Raw genomic sequence first — 16,150 nt, forward strand, 5'->3', positions numbered from 1 at the left:
GGGGGTCAGGCCGGGACGACGAGGTCGCCGAGCGCCTGCCACCGGTCGAGGGCGCCCTGCGGCGAGTCGGCCGTGAACAGGGCGTGACCGAGGCGCGAACGGCAGTCCTCCACGCCCGGGATAGTCTCGCCCGGCGCGAAGTACACGGCGGTCTCGCTGACTTCCGGCAGAGCCTCCAGCTCCGGCCACCCGGTGAGCTCACGGTAGGAGGAGCGGCCCCCGGCGGAGAAGAAGCGGATGCCGGCGCTCCCGGCCTGCGGCCGCGCGAAGGCCCCGGCCGCCTCCAGCCCGACGCCGAGCGCGATGGCGACGGCCACCCGGGGCAGGCTGACGCCGGTCACGAGCCGCAGCAGCTCCACGATCCGGTCGCCCGGAAGCCGGGCGCCGATCTCGATGAGCACCGGACCGTCGGCGGCCAGGCGCAGTTCGCAGTGGAAGGGGCCGCTGGTGATGCCGACGGCACGGACGACGTCGCCGACGTACGCCTCGACGCCCTTCAGGGTGGCGTCGTCGACGAGCGCCGGGGTGAGGTGGCCCAGCTCCACGAAGTCGGGCTCGGGGCCGAGCAGTGTGCGGCTCAGGGCGACGACGGTGACCTCGCCGCTCTCCAGGACGTAGCCGTCGGCGCTGAACTCCGGCCCCTGGACGTACTCCTCGACGAGCACCCGGTGCTCGTGCAGCTTGCCCATGTCGGGCTCCGGGTCGGTCACGAGCCGCCGGAACGCGGCGGAGAGCCCGTCGAAATCGTCGGCGCGGCTGACGTGGATGCTGCCGGAGCAGGCGACCGGCTTCAGCACGCAGGGGAAGCCGACCAGCTCGGCCGCGGCGCGCAGTTCGGCGTCGTCGGTCGCCTGGGCGAAGCGCGGGGTGCGCAGCCCGGCCTCCGCCACCGCGGCCCGCATGACGCTCTTGTCCCGGACCCGGTCGACGGTCGCCAGGGGCAGGCCGGGCAGATCCAGCGCCGCGGCGACGCGCGCGGTCGCCGTCACATAGATGTCGGAGCCCGGCAGCACCGCCTCGAACGGTTCGGCCCGGTGCGCTGCGAGCACGGCCGCTTCGAGAGCGGCCTGGTCGTTGGTCTCCACCGTCAGCACCGAGTGGGCCGCCGCGCGCACGGCGTCGGAGAGCCGGCGGTCGCCGGAGTCGGCGGTGGCGACGACGACCCGCAGTCCCATCTCGGCCGCGACGCCGATCAGGGTGGCGCCCCCGGAAGAGGCGGGTTCGACCACGAGGACGCGGGCAGGACGAAGTGCATCTGTGTACGGCAAAACGAAAATCCCCCGGCAGAGCTGGACGGACCGGACGTGTGATCGCGGTCCTGATCGTGATCTTTCTATCCGGGCGCCTCGGTCCGGGTCAATGGATCACCGCAAGAACATCAGTGACAGTGGGCTGGAGCCGCACATTTTCCCGAACGGGCGCCCGGTCAGCGCCTGTTCGTCTCCCTGAAGTGACCGGAGGCCGTCTGTGAGCATGCGGCTGCAGCCACGCCCAGGTCCGCTGAACACAGCCCGGTGGCGCCGAGTTCGTGGTGCGCTCTCGCTGCGAGGCGTGTGTGATCGATAGCGAGAACGAAACCACCTGTCGTGACGTCCGGCAGACTGTGAGGGGCGTCATGCGAGGTCCAGGAGCCCCTTGTGGGAACCGCCGAAACCCCGGTGTTCGTCCACCAGGTGGATCTCCAGCATCCAGTGGGCCTGCCACCCTCCTTCCACGGTGCGGCGGAGAGGTTGGTCGTGGTCCGAGCAGAGAAATGAACTTACCCGCCGCGTATGGGTAGGGGCGTCCGAGGTTGCTCCGACCAGGCGGCCGACATGCCATCCGCCGGGCGTCCAGCCCGCTTTGGTGGTGCCGGCCTGAACCTCGGTGTGCAGTTGCCTGCCGGTGATACCGGAGTTCGCGTAGAACGCCTCGCGGCCGGCGGCGAACAACTTCGGCAGGGCATCGACGAGAGCGCGCTTGCGCGGGTCGTCGCCGAACGCGAGTGTGCGGGCAAACTGCGTCTGGTATCCGGCGAGTACGGGGCGGAGGTCGGCGATGACGATGTCGTCCTCGCCGATGACGCGGTCCGGCGCCTCTTGTTCGTGCGGGAGCAGTGTGTGGGGGCCGGAGCGGACGACCGGCTTGGTCCGTCGTGCGGCCGCGCCGAACGCCTGCCGTGCCAGGTCGCCTATCCAGTAGCCGGTCTCGCGTTCACTGTTGCCCGGTGCGATGACGTTGCGGGCCATGACGTCGGCGAACAGGGCTTGAGCCATGTGCTGCACCTCCACCAGCCCCAGAGCTCGCAGTCGCTCGTCCATCCAGTCGGGTCCTGCCATCGTGCCGTCCCTCTTCTTCCTTCTTTCCGGCGGTCCGCTTGCGGGCGGCGCAACCGGGTGTGCACACGTGGCCTCGCCGCTTGCCGGAACTCCGGCTCGACCGGTGCAAGGTGTTGAGGGCCCAGGTGCGGTCGACGCGAGCGGGGCGCCCGGCCGCGGTGACGCCGCGGCCCGTCCGTGTGGGTGTCGGCCGCGGCACCAAGCCTGCGGAGCGGGGTCAGGGCTTGAGGAATCCGGCCTGGCTCAGGACCTTCTGGCCCTCGGGGGACCGCACGAGCGCGATGAACGCCTTGGCGGCCGGGGCGTCGGGGGCGTTCTTGAGCAGGGCGATCGGGTAGGCGTTGATCGCCTTGGCGGACTCGGGGAACTCCACGCCCTGCACCTTGTCGCCCGCGGCGTGCACGTCGGTCTTGTAGACGACCGCGGCGTCGGCCTCCTTCAGTTCCACCTTGTTCAGGGCGCTCTTGACGTCCTGCTCGTAGGAGACCGGGGTGAGCTTGAGGTTACTGGCGGCCAGGGCCTTCTGGGCGGCGGCGCCGCAGGGCACGCTCTTGTCGCAGAGAACGACCTTCAGACCGGGCTTGTCGAGGTCCTTCAGGGAGGAGATCTTGGCAGGGTTGCCCGGCAGGGTGGCGATCTCCAGCTGGTTGCGTACGAAGGTGGCCGGGGTGCCGGCCGCGTCGCCCTTGTCCGTCACGATCTTCATCGTCTTGGGGCTGGCGGAGGCGAAGACGTCCGCCGGGGCGCCACCGGTGATGCTCGCGGCGAGGGTGTCGCTGCCGCCGAAGTTGAAGGCGACCTTGGTGCCCGGGTGGGCCTGCTCGAACTCCTTGCCCAGGGTCGTGAAGCTTTCCTTGAGTGAGGCGGCTGCGAAGACCGTCACCGTGCCGGACAGCTTCGGCGACGAGGACGCCGACGTGTCGGCCTTCGAGGGCGAAGAGTCCGAGGAGGAGGAGCAGGCGCTCAAGGCCAGCAGGGCGGCAGCGCCTACGCCGGTCACCTTGAGCATGTGGCGGGTCCGGCGCGCGGAACGGGTCATCACGGGTCTACTCCCTCAGGGTCCTGAACGGACTCGTCTACGGTCTCTCGCCGACCACGTTGGTCGACTTGATCACGGCAACTGCCGGAGCACCGGGCTCCAGCCGCAACTCTTCAGCCGACTCGCGGCTGACCATGGCAACCACCCGGAACGGTCCGGCCTGGATCTCCACCTGGGCCGACACGTCGCCGAGGATCACGTCGGTGACGATGCCGGAGAACCGATTGCGGGCCGAGGAGCCGGTGGACTCCCGCGCCGCCCGGTGCAGTTCCCGGCGCAGGCCGCGAGGGCCGGCCCGGGGATGGTCCGGCGGCCCGGTTCGTCGCGTCCGGCGGTCAGTTTCCCGCCGTCGACCAGGCGCCTCACGGTCTCGGTGCTGCCGTCGAGTAAGGCGGCCGCGTCCCCGATCCGGTAGCTGTGCATGCGCTTGAGCATACTGCCGCAGATGCGAGGGAAAAGTCTCCTGTTCCTTCGCACGAGCTGGATGCTGCACCCAAAGGCATGGCATATGCGTTTGTACATGTCGGGCGTCCGGGTACGGTCCTGCGGGAGGTGGTAACCCGTGAGTGAGTCCCTCACAGCTGTCGGTACGGCCACTGGGCAGATGGCGGAAGTCGTCCTCACCGGTGATCTGGCCCGTCCGGCCCGGTTGACGGTGTCCGATCTTCTCGCCTGGCCCCAGCACCGGGCCGACGTCGCGTTCGAATGCGCCACCAGCGGCATCCAGCACCACCGCTTCACCGGACCGCTCCTGCACGATGTCCTCACGGACGCCGGCCCGGCCTTCGACCCTGCCCGCCGCAAGGACCGACTGCGTTTCCTGATCGCCGTAAGAGGCGCGGACGGCCACCATGCGGTGCTGTCCTGGGCGGAGATCGACCCGGACTTCGGTTGCGCTCCTGTCCTGCTCGGGGTCACCCTCGACGGCACCCCGCTCGACCGAGTCGGCCCACAGCTGGTGCTGCCCCAGGACCGCTGCGGGGCACGTCACATCAGCGGCATCGACGCGATACGGGTGGACGGCGGCTACCCCGCGAAGAACGGAACCTGGTGAGCACGGCACAGGCCGCGCACGTCCTCGTCCTGGAGCTCACCGCGCCGGAGGGCCCGTACGCCGTCGCCACGGCGCTGGAGACCGCCGGACTACCGGTGCGGGTGTGCCGGCCGTGGGCGGGAGACGACGTACCGGACACGCTCGCCGACGTGGTCGCCCTGGTGGCGATGGGCGGGCCGATGGCGGCGTACGACGACTTCCCCGGCCGCACGGCGGAGCTGGCGCTGCTGCGAGCGGCACTGGAGGCCGAGGTACCGCTGCTCGGGGTGCGCCTGGGCGCGCAACTACTCGCCTCCGCGGCGGGCGGAACAGTCCACGTCGGCGACGACGCTCCGATCGGCTGGGGCGAGGTCCGGACCTCCCGGGCCGCGCACACCGACCCGCTCTTCGCCGACACACCCGAACGGCTCCGCGTCCTGCACCGGCACACTGACACCATGGAACTGCCGCCCGGAGCCATCCTGCTGGCCACCAGCGATGGCGGCCCGGTCCAGGCGTTCCGGATCGGAGGCTCGGCGTGGGGCCCGCGGTTCCACCTGGAGGCGGACAAGTCAGCCGTCGACGCCTTGGCCGCAGAGTTCCCGGACGACGCGGCAACAGCACCCGGCCTCGTCGAATCAGCCCCGACGGAGCCGGCCGAGCAGGCACCGCACCGCGACCGCGTGTTCGCCCGCTTCGCCGCCCTCGTCGTCGAGCGCTCGGCTCGCACGGCGACCCGCACCTTCTTCACGCCGCGGGCGACCGCCTGGGAGGAGCGCATCGCCGCGGACAACCCCATGTACGCGGCGGCGGTGGCCCGCATGGGACTGCGCCCGGGACAATGCGCGCTGGACGTGGGCTGCGGCAGCGGCCGGGCGCTGCCGGCGCTGCATACCTCGGTGGGTGACCAAGGCGTCGTGCTCGGCGCGGACCTCACTCAGGCGATGCTGACGGCCACCGTGCGAGAAGGCCGCGCCCGCCTCGCACGTCTGCTGCTGGCCGACGCCTGCCGACTGCCGTTGCCGGCCGGCGCGGTGCACCCAGCTGTAGCCTGCCCCGCCCTGACCCCGTAGAGGCGAGGGATCGCAGGCTCGAGGCCGAATGGTCGTCACATGTAGCATCTGCCAACCCATCATGTGCAATTCGCCCGTAGATGCAGACCTGTCGGACTGTTACTGTCCGCATCTGCGAGCCGCGTTGAGTGCCGGCCCGTACGGGTCCCGTTTCCCGCCGTCGTGGCCTCTCAGCCGCCTCCGGACCCGTGCCTGCCGCTCTCCCCGAAGCGGTCGGCTCTTCTCCTGCACGGCATTCCCCCGCGCTGGACCCGCCGTGTGCGCAGCGCTGCAATCAGAGAGGAAGGTTCCGATGAAGACCACACTCGTGTCGCGCCTGGTGGCCGGCAAGGGGATGGTGATGGGCGCCCTGCTGGTCCTGGCTGTGCCCGGGGCCGCGTACGCCAACACCGTGAGCGTGACCGTGAAGACCCCCGGCGCCACGGTCGGCCCCGCCAGCACCTTCTCCGAGATATCCACCCACGCGGACTGCAGCAGCGGTCTGGTCTCCGGGGGTGGCATCGACCAGGCCATCGGTACCGGTACGTCGTCCAACGGCAATCACGTGAACGGCACCGGGCCCAGCTCCGACGGCTCCACCGAGTACACCGGCACCGCCGGTGTCGTCGGCACCGACAACACCCACTGGCTCGGCATAGGCGGCAGCGGCGGCGCGGTGAACAGCTCGTTCTCCTCCACCCCGTACGCGGTGTGCTTCACCAGCAACCTGATCAGCCACACCCAGGTCGTCATGAACAAGGCCGCCGGGCCGACCAGCGCGGCGTCCCCACTCGCGGTCACGGCGACCTGTCCGGCCAACACCGTGCTGCTCGGTGGCGGCGCTCGCACCACTCCGGCCGACGTCGGCAGCCTCAAGCCGATCGGGAGCTTCCCCACCTTCCACAACTCCGCCCACGACTACGGCCTGAAGGCCGCGGCCGACGGAGAGACCAACCCCGACTCCTGGACGGCGGAAGGCTTCAACGGCGGCGGTGGCGGCACCACCAACACCACGTACGCGTACGCGATCTGCAGCGGCAGCGGCATCAACGTCAGCGGCGTCACCGTGAAGGTCCACCACAGCGAGGTGAGCGGCCCGACCTCGGCCACCACGGGCCAGAGCGTGACCGTGGGATGCGGCACCGACGGCAACCTGGTCAGCGGCGGCGCGGCCATCAGCGGGGGCGGCGTCACGACGACCGACTTCAGCGCGCCGGGCTCGGGCGGCGACCACCTCAACGGCAGCTTCCCCAGCGACAACAGCGGCAACCCGGTCAACGACGGGACGACGTCGGCCGCTTACTGGACCGCCTCCACCCACACCGGCGGTGCCGGTTCCGCCAACACCTTCTCGGACGTCTGGGCGCTCTGTGCCGACGACGGCGTCTGACGCGCCGGTTGAGCCCGCTCCGCAGGCGGGCGGGGCCCGCCTGCGGAGCACCCGTTCGCCCCTCCCAGCTGCCCACAGGGCCGGAGAAACAGTGTCAACACCCCCGAGAGACAGCAACCCGACCTCCCGTCGGACCATGTTCAGATCCAGGGTGATGGCGGTGGCCGGCACCACCGGCCTCGTCGCCGCCGCCTTCGTGCCCCTCACCGCGGCCACCGCCGCCGCGGCGAGCGGGGCCGGGCCCTGCGGCACCAGCGGCGTCTTCACCATCTCCCCGCAGCCCACGTGCACCTACGACTTGGTGGGCACCGACACCTTCACCGTCCCGGACGGCGTGAGCGCGGTTCACGTCGACCTGTTCGGCGGCGAGGGCGGCAGCGCGGCGGGATACATCGACCCGCACCCGGCGATCTCCGGCGCGCCCGGCGGTCTCGGTGGCGAGACCCGCGCCATCCTGCCGGCGACCCCAGGTCAGACCCTCGAGTTCACCGTCGGCGCGGCCGGCACTCCCGGTTCGTCCCGGCACGGTGAGTTCGCTCGTCCCGGTGGCACCGGCCACGGGCGTGGCGGTGGCGGCGCGCACGGCGGCGGCGGTTCGGGCGGCGGCGGTTCGGACGTGCGGGTCGGCGCCTTCGGCGGCTCCGACCGTGTCCTGGTGGCCGGCGGAGGCGGTGGCGCGGGCAACGGCGGCCCCATGCTGCAAGGCGGCGCCGGCGGCGGTCTCGTCGGCCAGGACGGACGCCAGAGCAACGGCCCGCTGGGCTCCGGCCTGGCCGGTGGCGGCGCCACCCAGACCGCGCCCGGTCACGGCAACCCCAACACCTTGTACGGCGGTCCCGGCACCCCGGGCATCGACCTGGACCCCATCACCAGCGAGCCCGATCCCGGCAGCGGCGGCACCGGTGGCAACGGCGGCGCGGGCGGTCCCGGCGGTGGCGGCGGCGGTGGCGGCTGGCACGGCGGTGGCGGTGGCTCCGGCGGCGGCAACCCCGGCTACTTCCCCGGTGCGGGCGGTGGCGGCGGCAGCAGCTACGCGGATCCGTCGGCGACCGACGTCTCGCTCCTCCAGGGCGTCAACCACGGCAACGGCAAGGCGATCGTCACGTTCCGGTACGGGGCGTCGGTCACGCTCAGCACAGACACCGCCGCCCCGCTGTTCGGCCACGCCGTCAGCGTGACGGCCACCGTGGCCTCGGCCGACCCGGGCGCGGACACCCCGACCGGGTCGGTCACCTTCTCGGACGGGACGACCGCCTTGGCGACCGTGCCGCTCGATGACGGAAGGGCGACCTTCACGACCGGCAAGTTCCAGCCCGGGACACACAGGATCACCGCCACCTACGGCGGCGACCCCACCTTCACGGCCGGCGCCACGGCCGCGCCCACCGACCTCACCATCGGCTTCACCCAGCCCTGCATCAGGGACCACGACGGCCCGCTGACCGTGGCCGCCGACCAGTCGCTGTGCATCGCCCCCGGCGCCACGCAGAACGGCCCTGTGCACGTGCGGCCCGGCGGAGCGCTGGCAGTTTCGGGTGCACAGATCAACGGCCCCTTGGCCTCGGACGGCGCCCTCGCCGTCACGATCTGCCACTCGACCCTCCACGGGCCGGTGACCCTCGTGGGCACCAGCGGCTTGGTGCTGCTGGGCGACGGTGAGCAGACGGACTGCGCGGGCAGCGCCTTCAAGGCCCCGCTGACCCTCGACGGCAACATTGGCGGCCTCGAGGTTTCGTCCAACACGATGTCGGCGCCGGTGAGGATCAACGACAACAGTGGCAGCGGCCTGCTGCCCGAAAACCTCGTCCCGGCGTTCGAGGGCAACCAGGTCGGCGCGCCGCTGCGCTGCGCGGGCAACTCACCCACCCTGCAGCAGTCGGGCAACACCGTCAACGGGCCGCACACCGGCCAGTGCAGGTGACCTGAGCCTCGCAGCCCTGTCCGGCCGATCCCCCCGGACAGGGCTGCACTTGCCCGCCCGTGACGGAAGACCGTGCGGGTGCCGGCGTCGTAGCCTGACCTAGAGTTCGCGTTGTGCCGTCGTACAGCATTGGGCAGGCCGCGAGGCTGCTGGGCGTGAGTTCGGAGACCGTCCGGAGGTGGGCCGACTCCGGTCGGCTGCGCATGGACCGGCAAGGACCGGGGAACCGGGCGATCGACGGAGCGAGCCTTACCGCGTTCGCGAAGGAACGGGCAGCGGGGACGCATCCGTTGCCGGAGGGCTCCCCGGTCACCTCCGTACGCAACGCCTTCGCGGGGATCGTGACCCGCGTGACGCTCGACGACGTCTCCGCTCAGGTCGAGGTCCAGTCGGGACCGCACCGCATCGTCTCATTCGTGACCCGGGAGTCCGTCGAGGAACTCGGCATCGAGGTCGGTGTCACCGTCACGGCGCGCGTGAAGTCCACCAACGTGCACATCGACACTCCTTGAGCCGAGGGCCGCCTACTGATGGCTCACCGGCACAGGAGCGCGGCGTGCAGGTCGAGTTTGTGGTCGAGGCGGGAGAGGTCCCGCCCGGTGAGTGCCTGCACGCGTTCGATGCGGTAGTGGACCGTGTTGATGTGCAGGTGCAGGGCCTTGGCGGTGCGGACCCAGGAGCAGTTGTGGGCGAGGAAGACCTTCAAGGTCTCCAGAAGAGTCTGGTGCGAGGCGCTCTCGCTGTCGGCGAGCGGGCCGAGGGCCGTGCGGCCGAAGGCTCTTCGCACATCCGTGGGGACGCCCGCCAGGAGTGACTCCAGGGAGGCGAGATCCTCGATCCCGGCCACGCGGCCGGTCGCCGGGGAACTGTGCCGCGCGGCTGCGAGGGCGTAGCGGGACTGGATGAGAGCGGAATGGAGTGCGGTGGGCTCCGCGACGAGGCCGCTGACCCCGGCGTACAGGGGGGTCTCCGGGCGGCAGCTGTTGAGCAGGGACCACGGCTCGTCGAGGCAGAGGGTGTCGTCCGGCCTGGCGCGCACGACAGCGGCGGCCTCGGCATCCGTCGTCGTGCCGACGGCGAAGACCGTGGCGGGGAGGTGCTGAAGCGCCTCCCTGAGTGCTTGCTTGGCCCCACCGCCCGTGAGCCGCGTGCCGGTGGTCGTTGCCACGACCCGCCAGGGTCCCTCGGCGAGCTGTCCGCAGGACTCGAGGGCGTTCGCCAGCGCTGTTGCCGCGGCGTCGCCCAGGTCGACGAGGGCGATCAGCTCCTGTCCGGCCCGTCGCCGGACCACGTACGTGCGGTCGTGATGGTGTCGGTGCTGTCCGATCACCTCGGCTATCTCGTGCAGCGCTCGCGGAGGCGCTTGGCCTCCCTGGGGCATATGGAGATACCAGGCGTCGTACGGGGTCGTCTCCGCCGGGACACGCAGCGTCTCCCCGGTGAGTCTGCGCAGGCTCTCCACCGCCCACGCAGCTGACAGCGGGGGAGCCGAAGCGGTGCGGGCGATCGTGCGTCCGGTGCTGGTGAGCACGTAGCACGGCGGTGCACCGAAGGGAGCGAGCGCACGAGCCAGGAGTTCGTCGGCGCCGGTGTTTTGATCGACGAGGCGGCCGAGGTCGTTGCGCACGTTTTCGGGCAGAGCGAAGTGGTCGGACGGGCGGCGGCTCAGCTCGCCCCACTGGCGCCGGTACACGGCTTCGGTGATGGCCCGGAAGTTGGTGTGAGCCGACACCGCCAGGAGCGCGATGCCGTGTACGCGACACGCGTCGACGATGTCGGCGGGAACGCCGCCGTGGGTCTCCTCGCCCGCGAGCAGTGCCGTGGCACCGGCCTGTGCCAGCGCTGAGACGAACCGCTCGGCCCTGACCCGGCTGTCCGTCTCGTTCCACCAGACCAGGCCACTGAGCACGATCTCGCCGGGCTGGACGAACCGTGCCGGGTCCTCCAGGTCGGTCGCGGTCACCCCGCTGACCACCTGGGCGAGCAGATTCTCGCCACCCCAGAGATGGGTGAGGTCGAGTGCCTCGATCTGGAGGAGATCTCCGACGCGCATGTTGCTTACTCCTTGTGCGGCCGCCGGTGGTCATCACATTTCTCACACCCACCAGGCAGACATGGGTCTGGACATCGTAAATGCGAGGCTGAACGGGCGAAATACCTCTTGGTTGATCCACCAGGACATGGCCGGTCCGGCTGGAGGTTTTCCGTGTGGCGGACCAGTCGTTTTCGGTCCCGGGCGCAGCTTCACTGAGGAGGCAAGCAGGGGCCGACGGAGGCGGGGACATGGATCTGAACACGGTGCTCGACGTGCGTGACGCGAGCCGTCACGAGCCCTGGCGACAGGGTGACGCCTGGCTCGGCGGCGGCACGTACCTCTTCTCCGAACCGCAGCCGCATCTGCGCCGGCTGGTCGATCTGAGCCGGATGGGCTGGGAGCCGCTCCAGCCCCTCCCCGACGGCTCGCTGGAGATCGCGGCCACATGCACGATCGCGCAACTGTCCCGGTTCGGTCGGACGCTCGACGCGGCGGCCGCGCCGCTCATCGAGCAGTGCTGCCGGGCCTTCCTCGCCTCGTTCAAGATCTGGAACATGGCAACCGTGGGCGGCAACCTCTGCAACGGCCTGCCCGCAGGACCGATGATCTCCCTCACCGCGGCGCTCGACGGCGCGTGCCTGCTCCAGGCCCAGGACGGCTCGCTTCGTCAGGTGAAGGTGGCCGACTTCGTCACCGGAGCCGGGCGCAAGGATCTGGCCGAGGGCGAACTGCTGCGATCGGTCACGATTCCCGCCCGCTCGCTGCGCTGCCGTACGGCCTTCATGCAGGTGTCGCTCTACGGCCTCGGGCGTTCCGGCGCTCTTGTCATCGGGACGCTGGATCCGGTGGACGGATCGCTGACCGTGACGATCACGGCCGCCACCACCCGGCCGTTCCGTCTCTGGTTCGCCCTGCCGCCCGGCCGGGCCGCGCTCCGCAGGGCGATCGCCTCGGCCGTGGGCGACGGTGACTGGTTCGACGACATCCACGGGCTGCCCGAGTGGCGGCGGCACATGGCCTTCCACCTCGCCGAGCAGGTCCGTCACGAACTCCTCCTGGACGGTGCGCGATGAGCTTCAGCATGCGGGTCAACGGCCGGCCCTTCGAGAAGGAGCCCCGTGCCGGGCAGTGTCTGCGCACCTATCTGCGCGAACGCGGTTGGTTCGGCGTGAAGAAGGGCTGTGACGCCGGCGACTGCGGGGCCTGCACCGTGCACGTCGACGGCGAGCCGGTGCACAGCTGTCTCTATCCGGCCGTACGCGCGAAGGGCCGGTCGGTCACCACCGTGGAGGGGCTGGCGGCACCGGACGGTGAACTCCATCCCGTACAGCAGAAGTTCCTCGACGCGCAGGGATTTCAGTGCGGGTTCTGCACCGCGGGCTTTCTGGTGACCACGGCCGCCCTCGAACAGGAGAAGGGCTGCGCCCACGACGACGGCAAGCTCGACGACCTGCCGCGGGCCTTCAAGGGAAACCTCTGCCGCTGCACGGGCTACCGCGCCATCGAGGACGCCGTCCGCGGCGTCAAGCACACCGAACGGCCCTGCGCGGGCAAGGCAGTCGGCAAGAACCTCGGCGCCCCGGCCGGACCCCAGGTCGTGACGGGCACCGCCCGCTACACCTTCGACGTCGAGGTGCCCGGGCTGCTGCACATGAAGCTGCTGCGCTCCCCGCACCCGCACGCCCGCATCCTCGCCATCGACACTGCCGACGCCCTGCGCGTCCCCGGAGTGCACGCCGTCCTCACCCACGAGGACGCCCCCGCCACGCTCTACTCCAGCGCCCGGCACGAGCACCCCACCGAGGACCCCGACGACACCCGCGTGCTGGACGACGTCGTCCGCTACGTCGGCCAGCGCGTGGCCGCCGTCGTCGCGGACAGCGAGCAGGCCGCCGAGGAGGGCTGCCGGCGCATCGAGGTGACGTACGGGCAACTCCCTTACGTCATCGATCCCGAGGAAGCCATGCGCCCCGGCGCACCCGTCATCCACGCAGGCAAGGGCCCGCAGGAGCGGATCGCCCGCGTCGAGAACAACGTGGCCGGTGAGGTGCACGGCGAGATCGGCTCCGTGGACGACGGATTCGCCGACGCAGCGGTCGTCTACGAGGAGACCTTCCAGACCCAGCGCGTGCAGCACGCCAGCCTCGAAACCCACGGCTGCGTCGCCTACTTCGAGCCGAAGGAGGACGGCAGCGGGGAGCGGCTGACCGTGCGCTCCAGCACCCAGACCCCGTTCCTGACCCGCCGCGCGCTGTGCGCCCTCTACGACCTCGCCGAGGACGACGTCCGGGTGGTCGCGGGCCGGGTGGGCGGCGGCTTCGGCGGCAAGCAGGAGATGCTGACCGAGGACATAGCCGTCCTGGCCGCACTCAAGCTGCACCGCCCGGTCAAGCTCGAATACACCCGCGCCGAGCAGTTCTACGGCGCCACCACCCGACACCCGTTCACCATCCGGATCAAGCTCGGCGCCCGCGCCGACGGCACGCTCACGGCCATCCAGATGCGGGTGGTCAGCAACACCGGTGCGTACGGGAACCACGGCCCCGGTGTCATGTTCCACAGCGTCGGCGAGTCCTTCGCCGTCTACCGCGCGCCGCACAAGAAGGTCGACGCCTACGCCGTCTACACCAACACCGTCCCCTCAGGAGCCTTCCGCGGCTACGGACTCGGTCAGGTCACCTTCGCCGTCGAGTCCGCCGTGGACGAGGTGGCCCGACGCCTGGGCATGGACCCCCTGGCCTTCCGGGAGAAGAACATCATCGGCCCCGGCGACCACCTGGTCACACCGATCGGGCACGACGAGGACCTCTACATCGCCTCCTACGGCCTCGACCAGTGCCTGAGCATCGTCCGCGGCGCCATGGCGGAGGACCACAGCGCCGAAGAGGTGCCGGAGGGCTGGCTCACCGGTCAGGGTGCCGCCATGGCGATGATCGCCACCGCCCCGCCGAACGGACACTACGCGGACGCCACCGTCACCCTTCTCGCCGACGGCACGTACGACATCGCCGTCGGAACCGCCGAGTTCGGCAACGGCACCACCACCGTCCACAAGCAGATCACCGCGGGCGCCCTGAACACCACCATGGACCGGATCACCATCCGCCAGTCCGACACCGACGTCGTACGCCACGACACCGGCGCCTTCGGCTCCGCCGGCACCGTCGTGGCAGGCAAGGCGGTGATGCTCGCCGCCGACTCTCTGGCCGGACGCCTGAAGACCTGCGCGGCCCGGTACACCGCGGTGCCCCGCCACCTGTGCAAGCTCGGCGCGGAGGCGATCGACTGCGCGGGCCGCTCGGTCACACTGAAGGAGCTGTACGAGGCAGCACACGCGCAGGGAGCGCAGGCCGAGCTCACCGCGGACGGCTACTGGGGCGGCAGCCCGCGCTCCGTGGCCTTCAACGCGCAGTATTTCCGCATCGCGGTCGACCCGCAGACGGGCGAGATGAGGATCCTGCGCAGTGTGCACGCCGCCGACGCGGGAAAGGTCATGAACCCCTTGCAGTGCCGGGGCCAGGTCGAAGGAGGCGTCGCCCAGGCTCTGGGCGCGACACTCTTCGAGACCGTACGGCTCGACGAGCGCGGCAGGGTGACGACGCCGTCCTTCCGCCAGTACCGCCTCCCGCAGTATGCCGACATGCCGCGCACCGAGGTCCACTTCATGGAGACCTCCGACTCGACCGGCCCGCTCGGAGCCAAGTCGATGAGTGAGAGCCCCTTCAACCCGGTGGCCCCCGCCTTCGCCAACGCCTTGTACGACGCCACGGGCCTCCGCTTCACCGAGATGCCCGTGACCCGCGACCGCGTCTGGCTGGCGATGCACCAGCAGGCACAGCAGGGCGAGCCCGCACTCTGACCGCAACCTGCATCACGTGATTCGTCCCGCACCCGATCGGGGGCCGGCTCGACGTGGAGCAACTGCACCTCATGGGTCGGCCGCACGCTTCCGTTTTCCCTCCTCTCACCCCTGATTCCCTGAATTCCCCAGCGAAGGAGACCGCCATGCTGGACATCGCCCAAGACCTCGACCGGTGGGCCCGGCAGGGACGTGAGTTCGCCGTCGCCACGGTCGTGGCCACGAACGGCAGCTCGCCCCGGCAACCCGGCGCGGCCCTTGCCGTCGACAACGACGGCAAGGCCATCGGGTCGGTCTCCGGCGGATGTGTGGAGGGCGCGGTCTACGAACTGTGCCAGCAGGCCCTGGCCGACGGCCAGAGCACCCTGGAGAGCTTCGGCTACAGCGACGAGGACGCCTTCGCCGTCGGCCTGACCTGCGGCGGCGTCATCGACATACTCGTCACGCCGGTCCTGGCCGGCTCGCCCACCCGCGCGGTGCTCGCCGCGGCCTGTGCCGCCGCCGCACAGGGGTCGGCGGCGGCACTGGTCCGAGTCACCGACGGGCCGTCCGAACTGCTCGGCCGCGCCCTCCTCGTACGCCCGGACGGCCGGTACGAGGGTGCTCTCGGCGGCCACCCCGACCTGGACCGGGTGGCCGCCGACGAGGCCCACGCCATGTTGGACGCCGGTCGGACCGGTCGCGTCGTCATCGGCGAGGACGGCTCGCGCTGCGGGCAGCCGGTGACGCTCCTCGTCGAGTCCAGCGTTCCCGCCCCCCGCCTGATCGTCTTCGGAGCGATCGACTTCGCGTCGGCGCTCGTCAGGGCCGGGAAATTCCTCGGCTACCACGTAACGGTGTGCGACGCCCGCCCCGTCTTCGCGACGAGGGAACGCTTCCCCGAGGCGGACGAGATCGTCGTGGCCTGGCCGCACCGCTACCTGGAGGCGACGCAACTCGACTCACGAGCGGTGCTCTGCGTCCTCACCCACGACGCCAAGTTCGACGTACCCCTGCTGGAGAGGGCCCTGAAGCTGCCCGTGGCGTACGTCGGCGCCATGGGTTCACGCCGCACCCACCTGGAACGCAACGAACGGCTCCGCCAGATCGGCGTCACCGAACTCGAACTGGCCCGCCTCCGCTCGCCCATCGGACTCGATCTGGGCGCGCGGACCCCGGAGGAGACGGCGCTGTCGATCACGGCCGAGATCGTGGCCGTCCGGCGCGGCGGCTCCGGTGTGTCGCTGCGAGGAGCCCACACACCGATCCACCACGACGGGGCGGGGGTCGCCGCGCGAAGGATCGGCGAGGCCGCTTAGCAGGTTCGCCACCGAACCCGGGGTGCCGGTCGCGAGTAGACGGAGAGTTGACTCGTTGTCAGCCCGCTCGGCCAGGTTGAGCGCCGGTTCGGATGAAGCCGTGCGGCTGTGGTCGGTTCGTGCCGGTGTGCCGGGATCGATGGGACGGTTGCGCAGTGTCGTCCCGGGCGGGGGTCTGACTCATCAGATCTATGACCGACGTGTC

Annotated in this window: 12 protein-coding genes and 1 pseudogene; 8 read left to right on the forward strand and 5 right to left on the reverse strand. The window is 70.9% G+C overall.

Features of this window, described 5'->3' with window-relative positions; all coding sequences use genetic code 11:
* Positions 1-5: 5 nt before the first annotated feature.
* The 4 genes and pseudogenes from ABZ854_RS07905 to ABZ854_RS07920 all read right to left on the reverse strand — a co-directional run bounded on the left by ABZ854_RS07905 (position 6) and on the right by ABZ854_RS07920 (position 3,780).
* On the reverse strand, positions 6-1,229 hold the full coding sequence (locus tag ABZ854_RS07905; RefSeq protein WP_361205963.1) for an ATP-grasp domain-containing protein: 1,224 nt from the start codon (positions 1,227-1,229) through the stop codon (positions 6-8).
* A 384-nt stretch (positions 1,230-1,613) separates the two neighbouring features.
* The gene (locus ABZ854_RS07910) at positions 1,614-2,318 is read right to left on the reverse strand and encodes a M24 family metallopeptidase (protein WP_361205966.1); all 705 of its coding nucleotides are present in this window, start codon (positions 2,316-2,318) and stop codon (positions 1,614-1,616) included.
* A gap of 217 nt (positions 2,319-2,535) precedes the next feature.
* Entirely contained in the window at positions 2,536-3,357 is an 822-nt protein-coding gene (gene modA, locus ABZ854_RS07915) for a molybdate ABC transporter substrate-binding protein (RefSeq protein ID WP_361205969.1), read from the reverse strand.
* 37 nt (positions 3,358-3,394) lie between these two features.
* Positions 3,395-3,780, reverse strand: a pseudogene (locus ABZ854_RS07920) (TOBE domain-containing protein).
* A 139-nt stretch (positions 3,781-3,919) separates the two neighbouring features.
* On the opposite strand from ABZ854_RS07920, the gene ABZ854_RS07925 reads away from it, so the two are divergent.
* From ABZ854_RS07925 to ABZ854_RS07945, 5 genes are all read left to right on the forward strand, one after another.
* Positions 3,920-4,411 carry a molybdopterin-dependent oxidoreductase gene (locus ABZ854_RS07925; RefSeq protein ID WP_361205972.1) on the forward strand — a complete coding sequence of 164 codons (492 nt, stop codon included), beginning with the start codon at positions 3,920-3,922 and terminating at the stop codon, positions 4,409-4,411.
* Positions 4,408-5,463 (forward strand): methyltransferase domain-containing protein, encoded by a 1,056-nt coding sequence (locus tag ABZ854_RS07930; RefSeq protein WP_361205975.1) that lies wholly within the window; start codon positions 4,408-4,410, stop codon positions 5,461-5,463. Before ABZ854_RS07925 ends, ABZ854_RS07930 begins: the two co-directional genes overlap by 4 nt.
* Positions 5,464-5,755: 292 nt before the next feature.
* A complete protein-coding gene (locus ABZ854_RS07935) occupies positions 5,756-6,832 on the forward strand; it encodes a hypothetical protein (protein WP_361205978.1) in 1,077 nt (358 codons plus the stop codon).
* 136 nt (positions 6,833-6,968) lie between these two features.
* A complete protein-coding gene (locus ABZ854_RS07940; protein WP_361205981.1) occupies positions 6,969-8,753 on the forward strand; it encodes an Ig-like domain-containing protein in 1,785 nt (594 codons plus the stop codon).
* A 113-nt stretch (positions 8,754-8,866) separates the two neighbouring features.
* Positions 8,867-9,265: a helix-turn-helix transcriptional regulator gene (locus ABZ854_RS07945; protein ID WP_361205984.1), complete on the forward strand. Its 399-nt coding sequence runs from the start codon at positions 8,867-8,869 to the stop codon at positions 9,263-9,265.
* A 23-nt stretch (positions 9,266-9,288) separates the two neighbouring features.
* On the opposite strand, the gene ABZ854_RS07950 is transcribed toward ABZ854_RS07945, so the two are convergent.
* On the reverse strand, positions 9,289-10,806 hold the full coding sequence (locus tag ABZ854_RS07950; RefSeq protein ID WP_361205986.1) for a helix-turn-helix domain-containing protein: 1,518 nt from the start codon (positions 10,804-10,806) through the stop codon (positions 9,289-9,291).
* 230 nt (positions 10,807-11,036) lie between these two features.
* Between ABZ854_RS07950 and ABZ854_RS07955 the strand changes: the two genes are divergently transcribed.
* The 3 genes from ABZ854_RS07955 to ABZ854_RS07965 all read left to right on the forward strand — a co-directional run bounded on the left by ABZ854_RS07955 (position 11,037) and on the right by ABZ854_RS07965 (position 15,945).
* Entirely contained in the window at positions 11,037-11,861 is an 825-nt protein-coding gene (locus ABZ854_RS07955; protein WP_361205989.1) for an FAD binding domain-containing protein, read from the forward strand.
* Positions 11,858-14,647, forward strand: coding sequence for a molybdopterin-dependent oxidoreductase (locus ABZ854_RS07960; RefSeq protein WP_361205992.1), 2,790 nt, complete (start codon positions 11,858-11,860; stop codon positions 14,645-14,647). Before ABZ854_RS07955 ends, ABZ854_RS07960 begins: the two co-directional genes overlap by 4 nt.
* Before the next feature lie 146 nt (positions 14,648-14,793).
* Positions 14,794-15,945, forward strand: coding sequence for an XdhC/CoxI family protein (locus tag ABZ854_RS07965; RefSeq protein ID WP_361205995.1), 1,152 nt, complete (start codon positions 14,794-14,796; stop codon positions 15,943-15,945).
* The last annotated feature ends 205 nt before the right edge of the window (positions 15,946-16,150 follow it).

The sequence above is a fragment of the Streptomyces sp. NPDC047028 genome, from assembly GCF_040644095.1.
Lineage (GTDB): Bacteria > Actinomycetota > Actinomycetes > Streptomycetales > Streptomycetaceae > Streptomyces.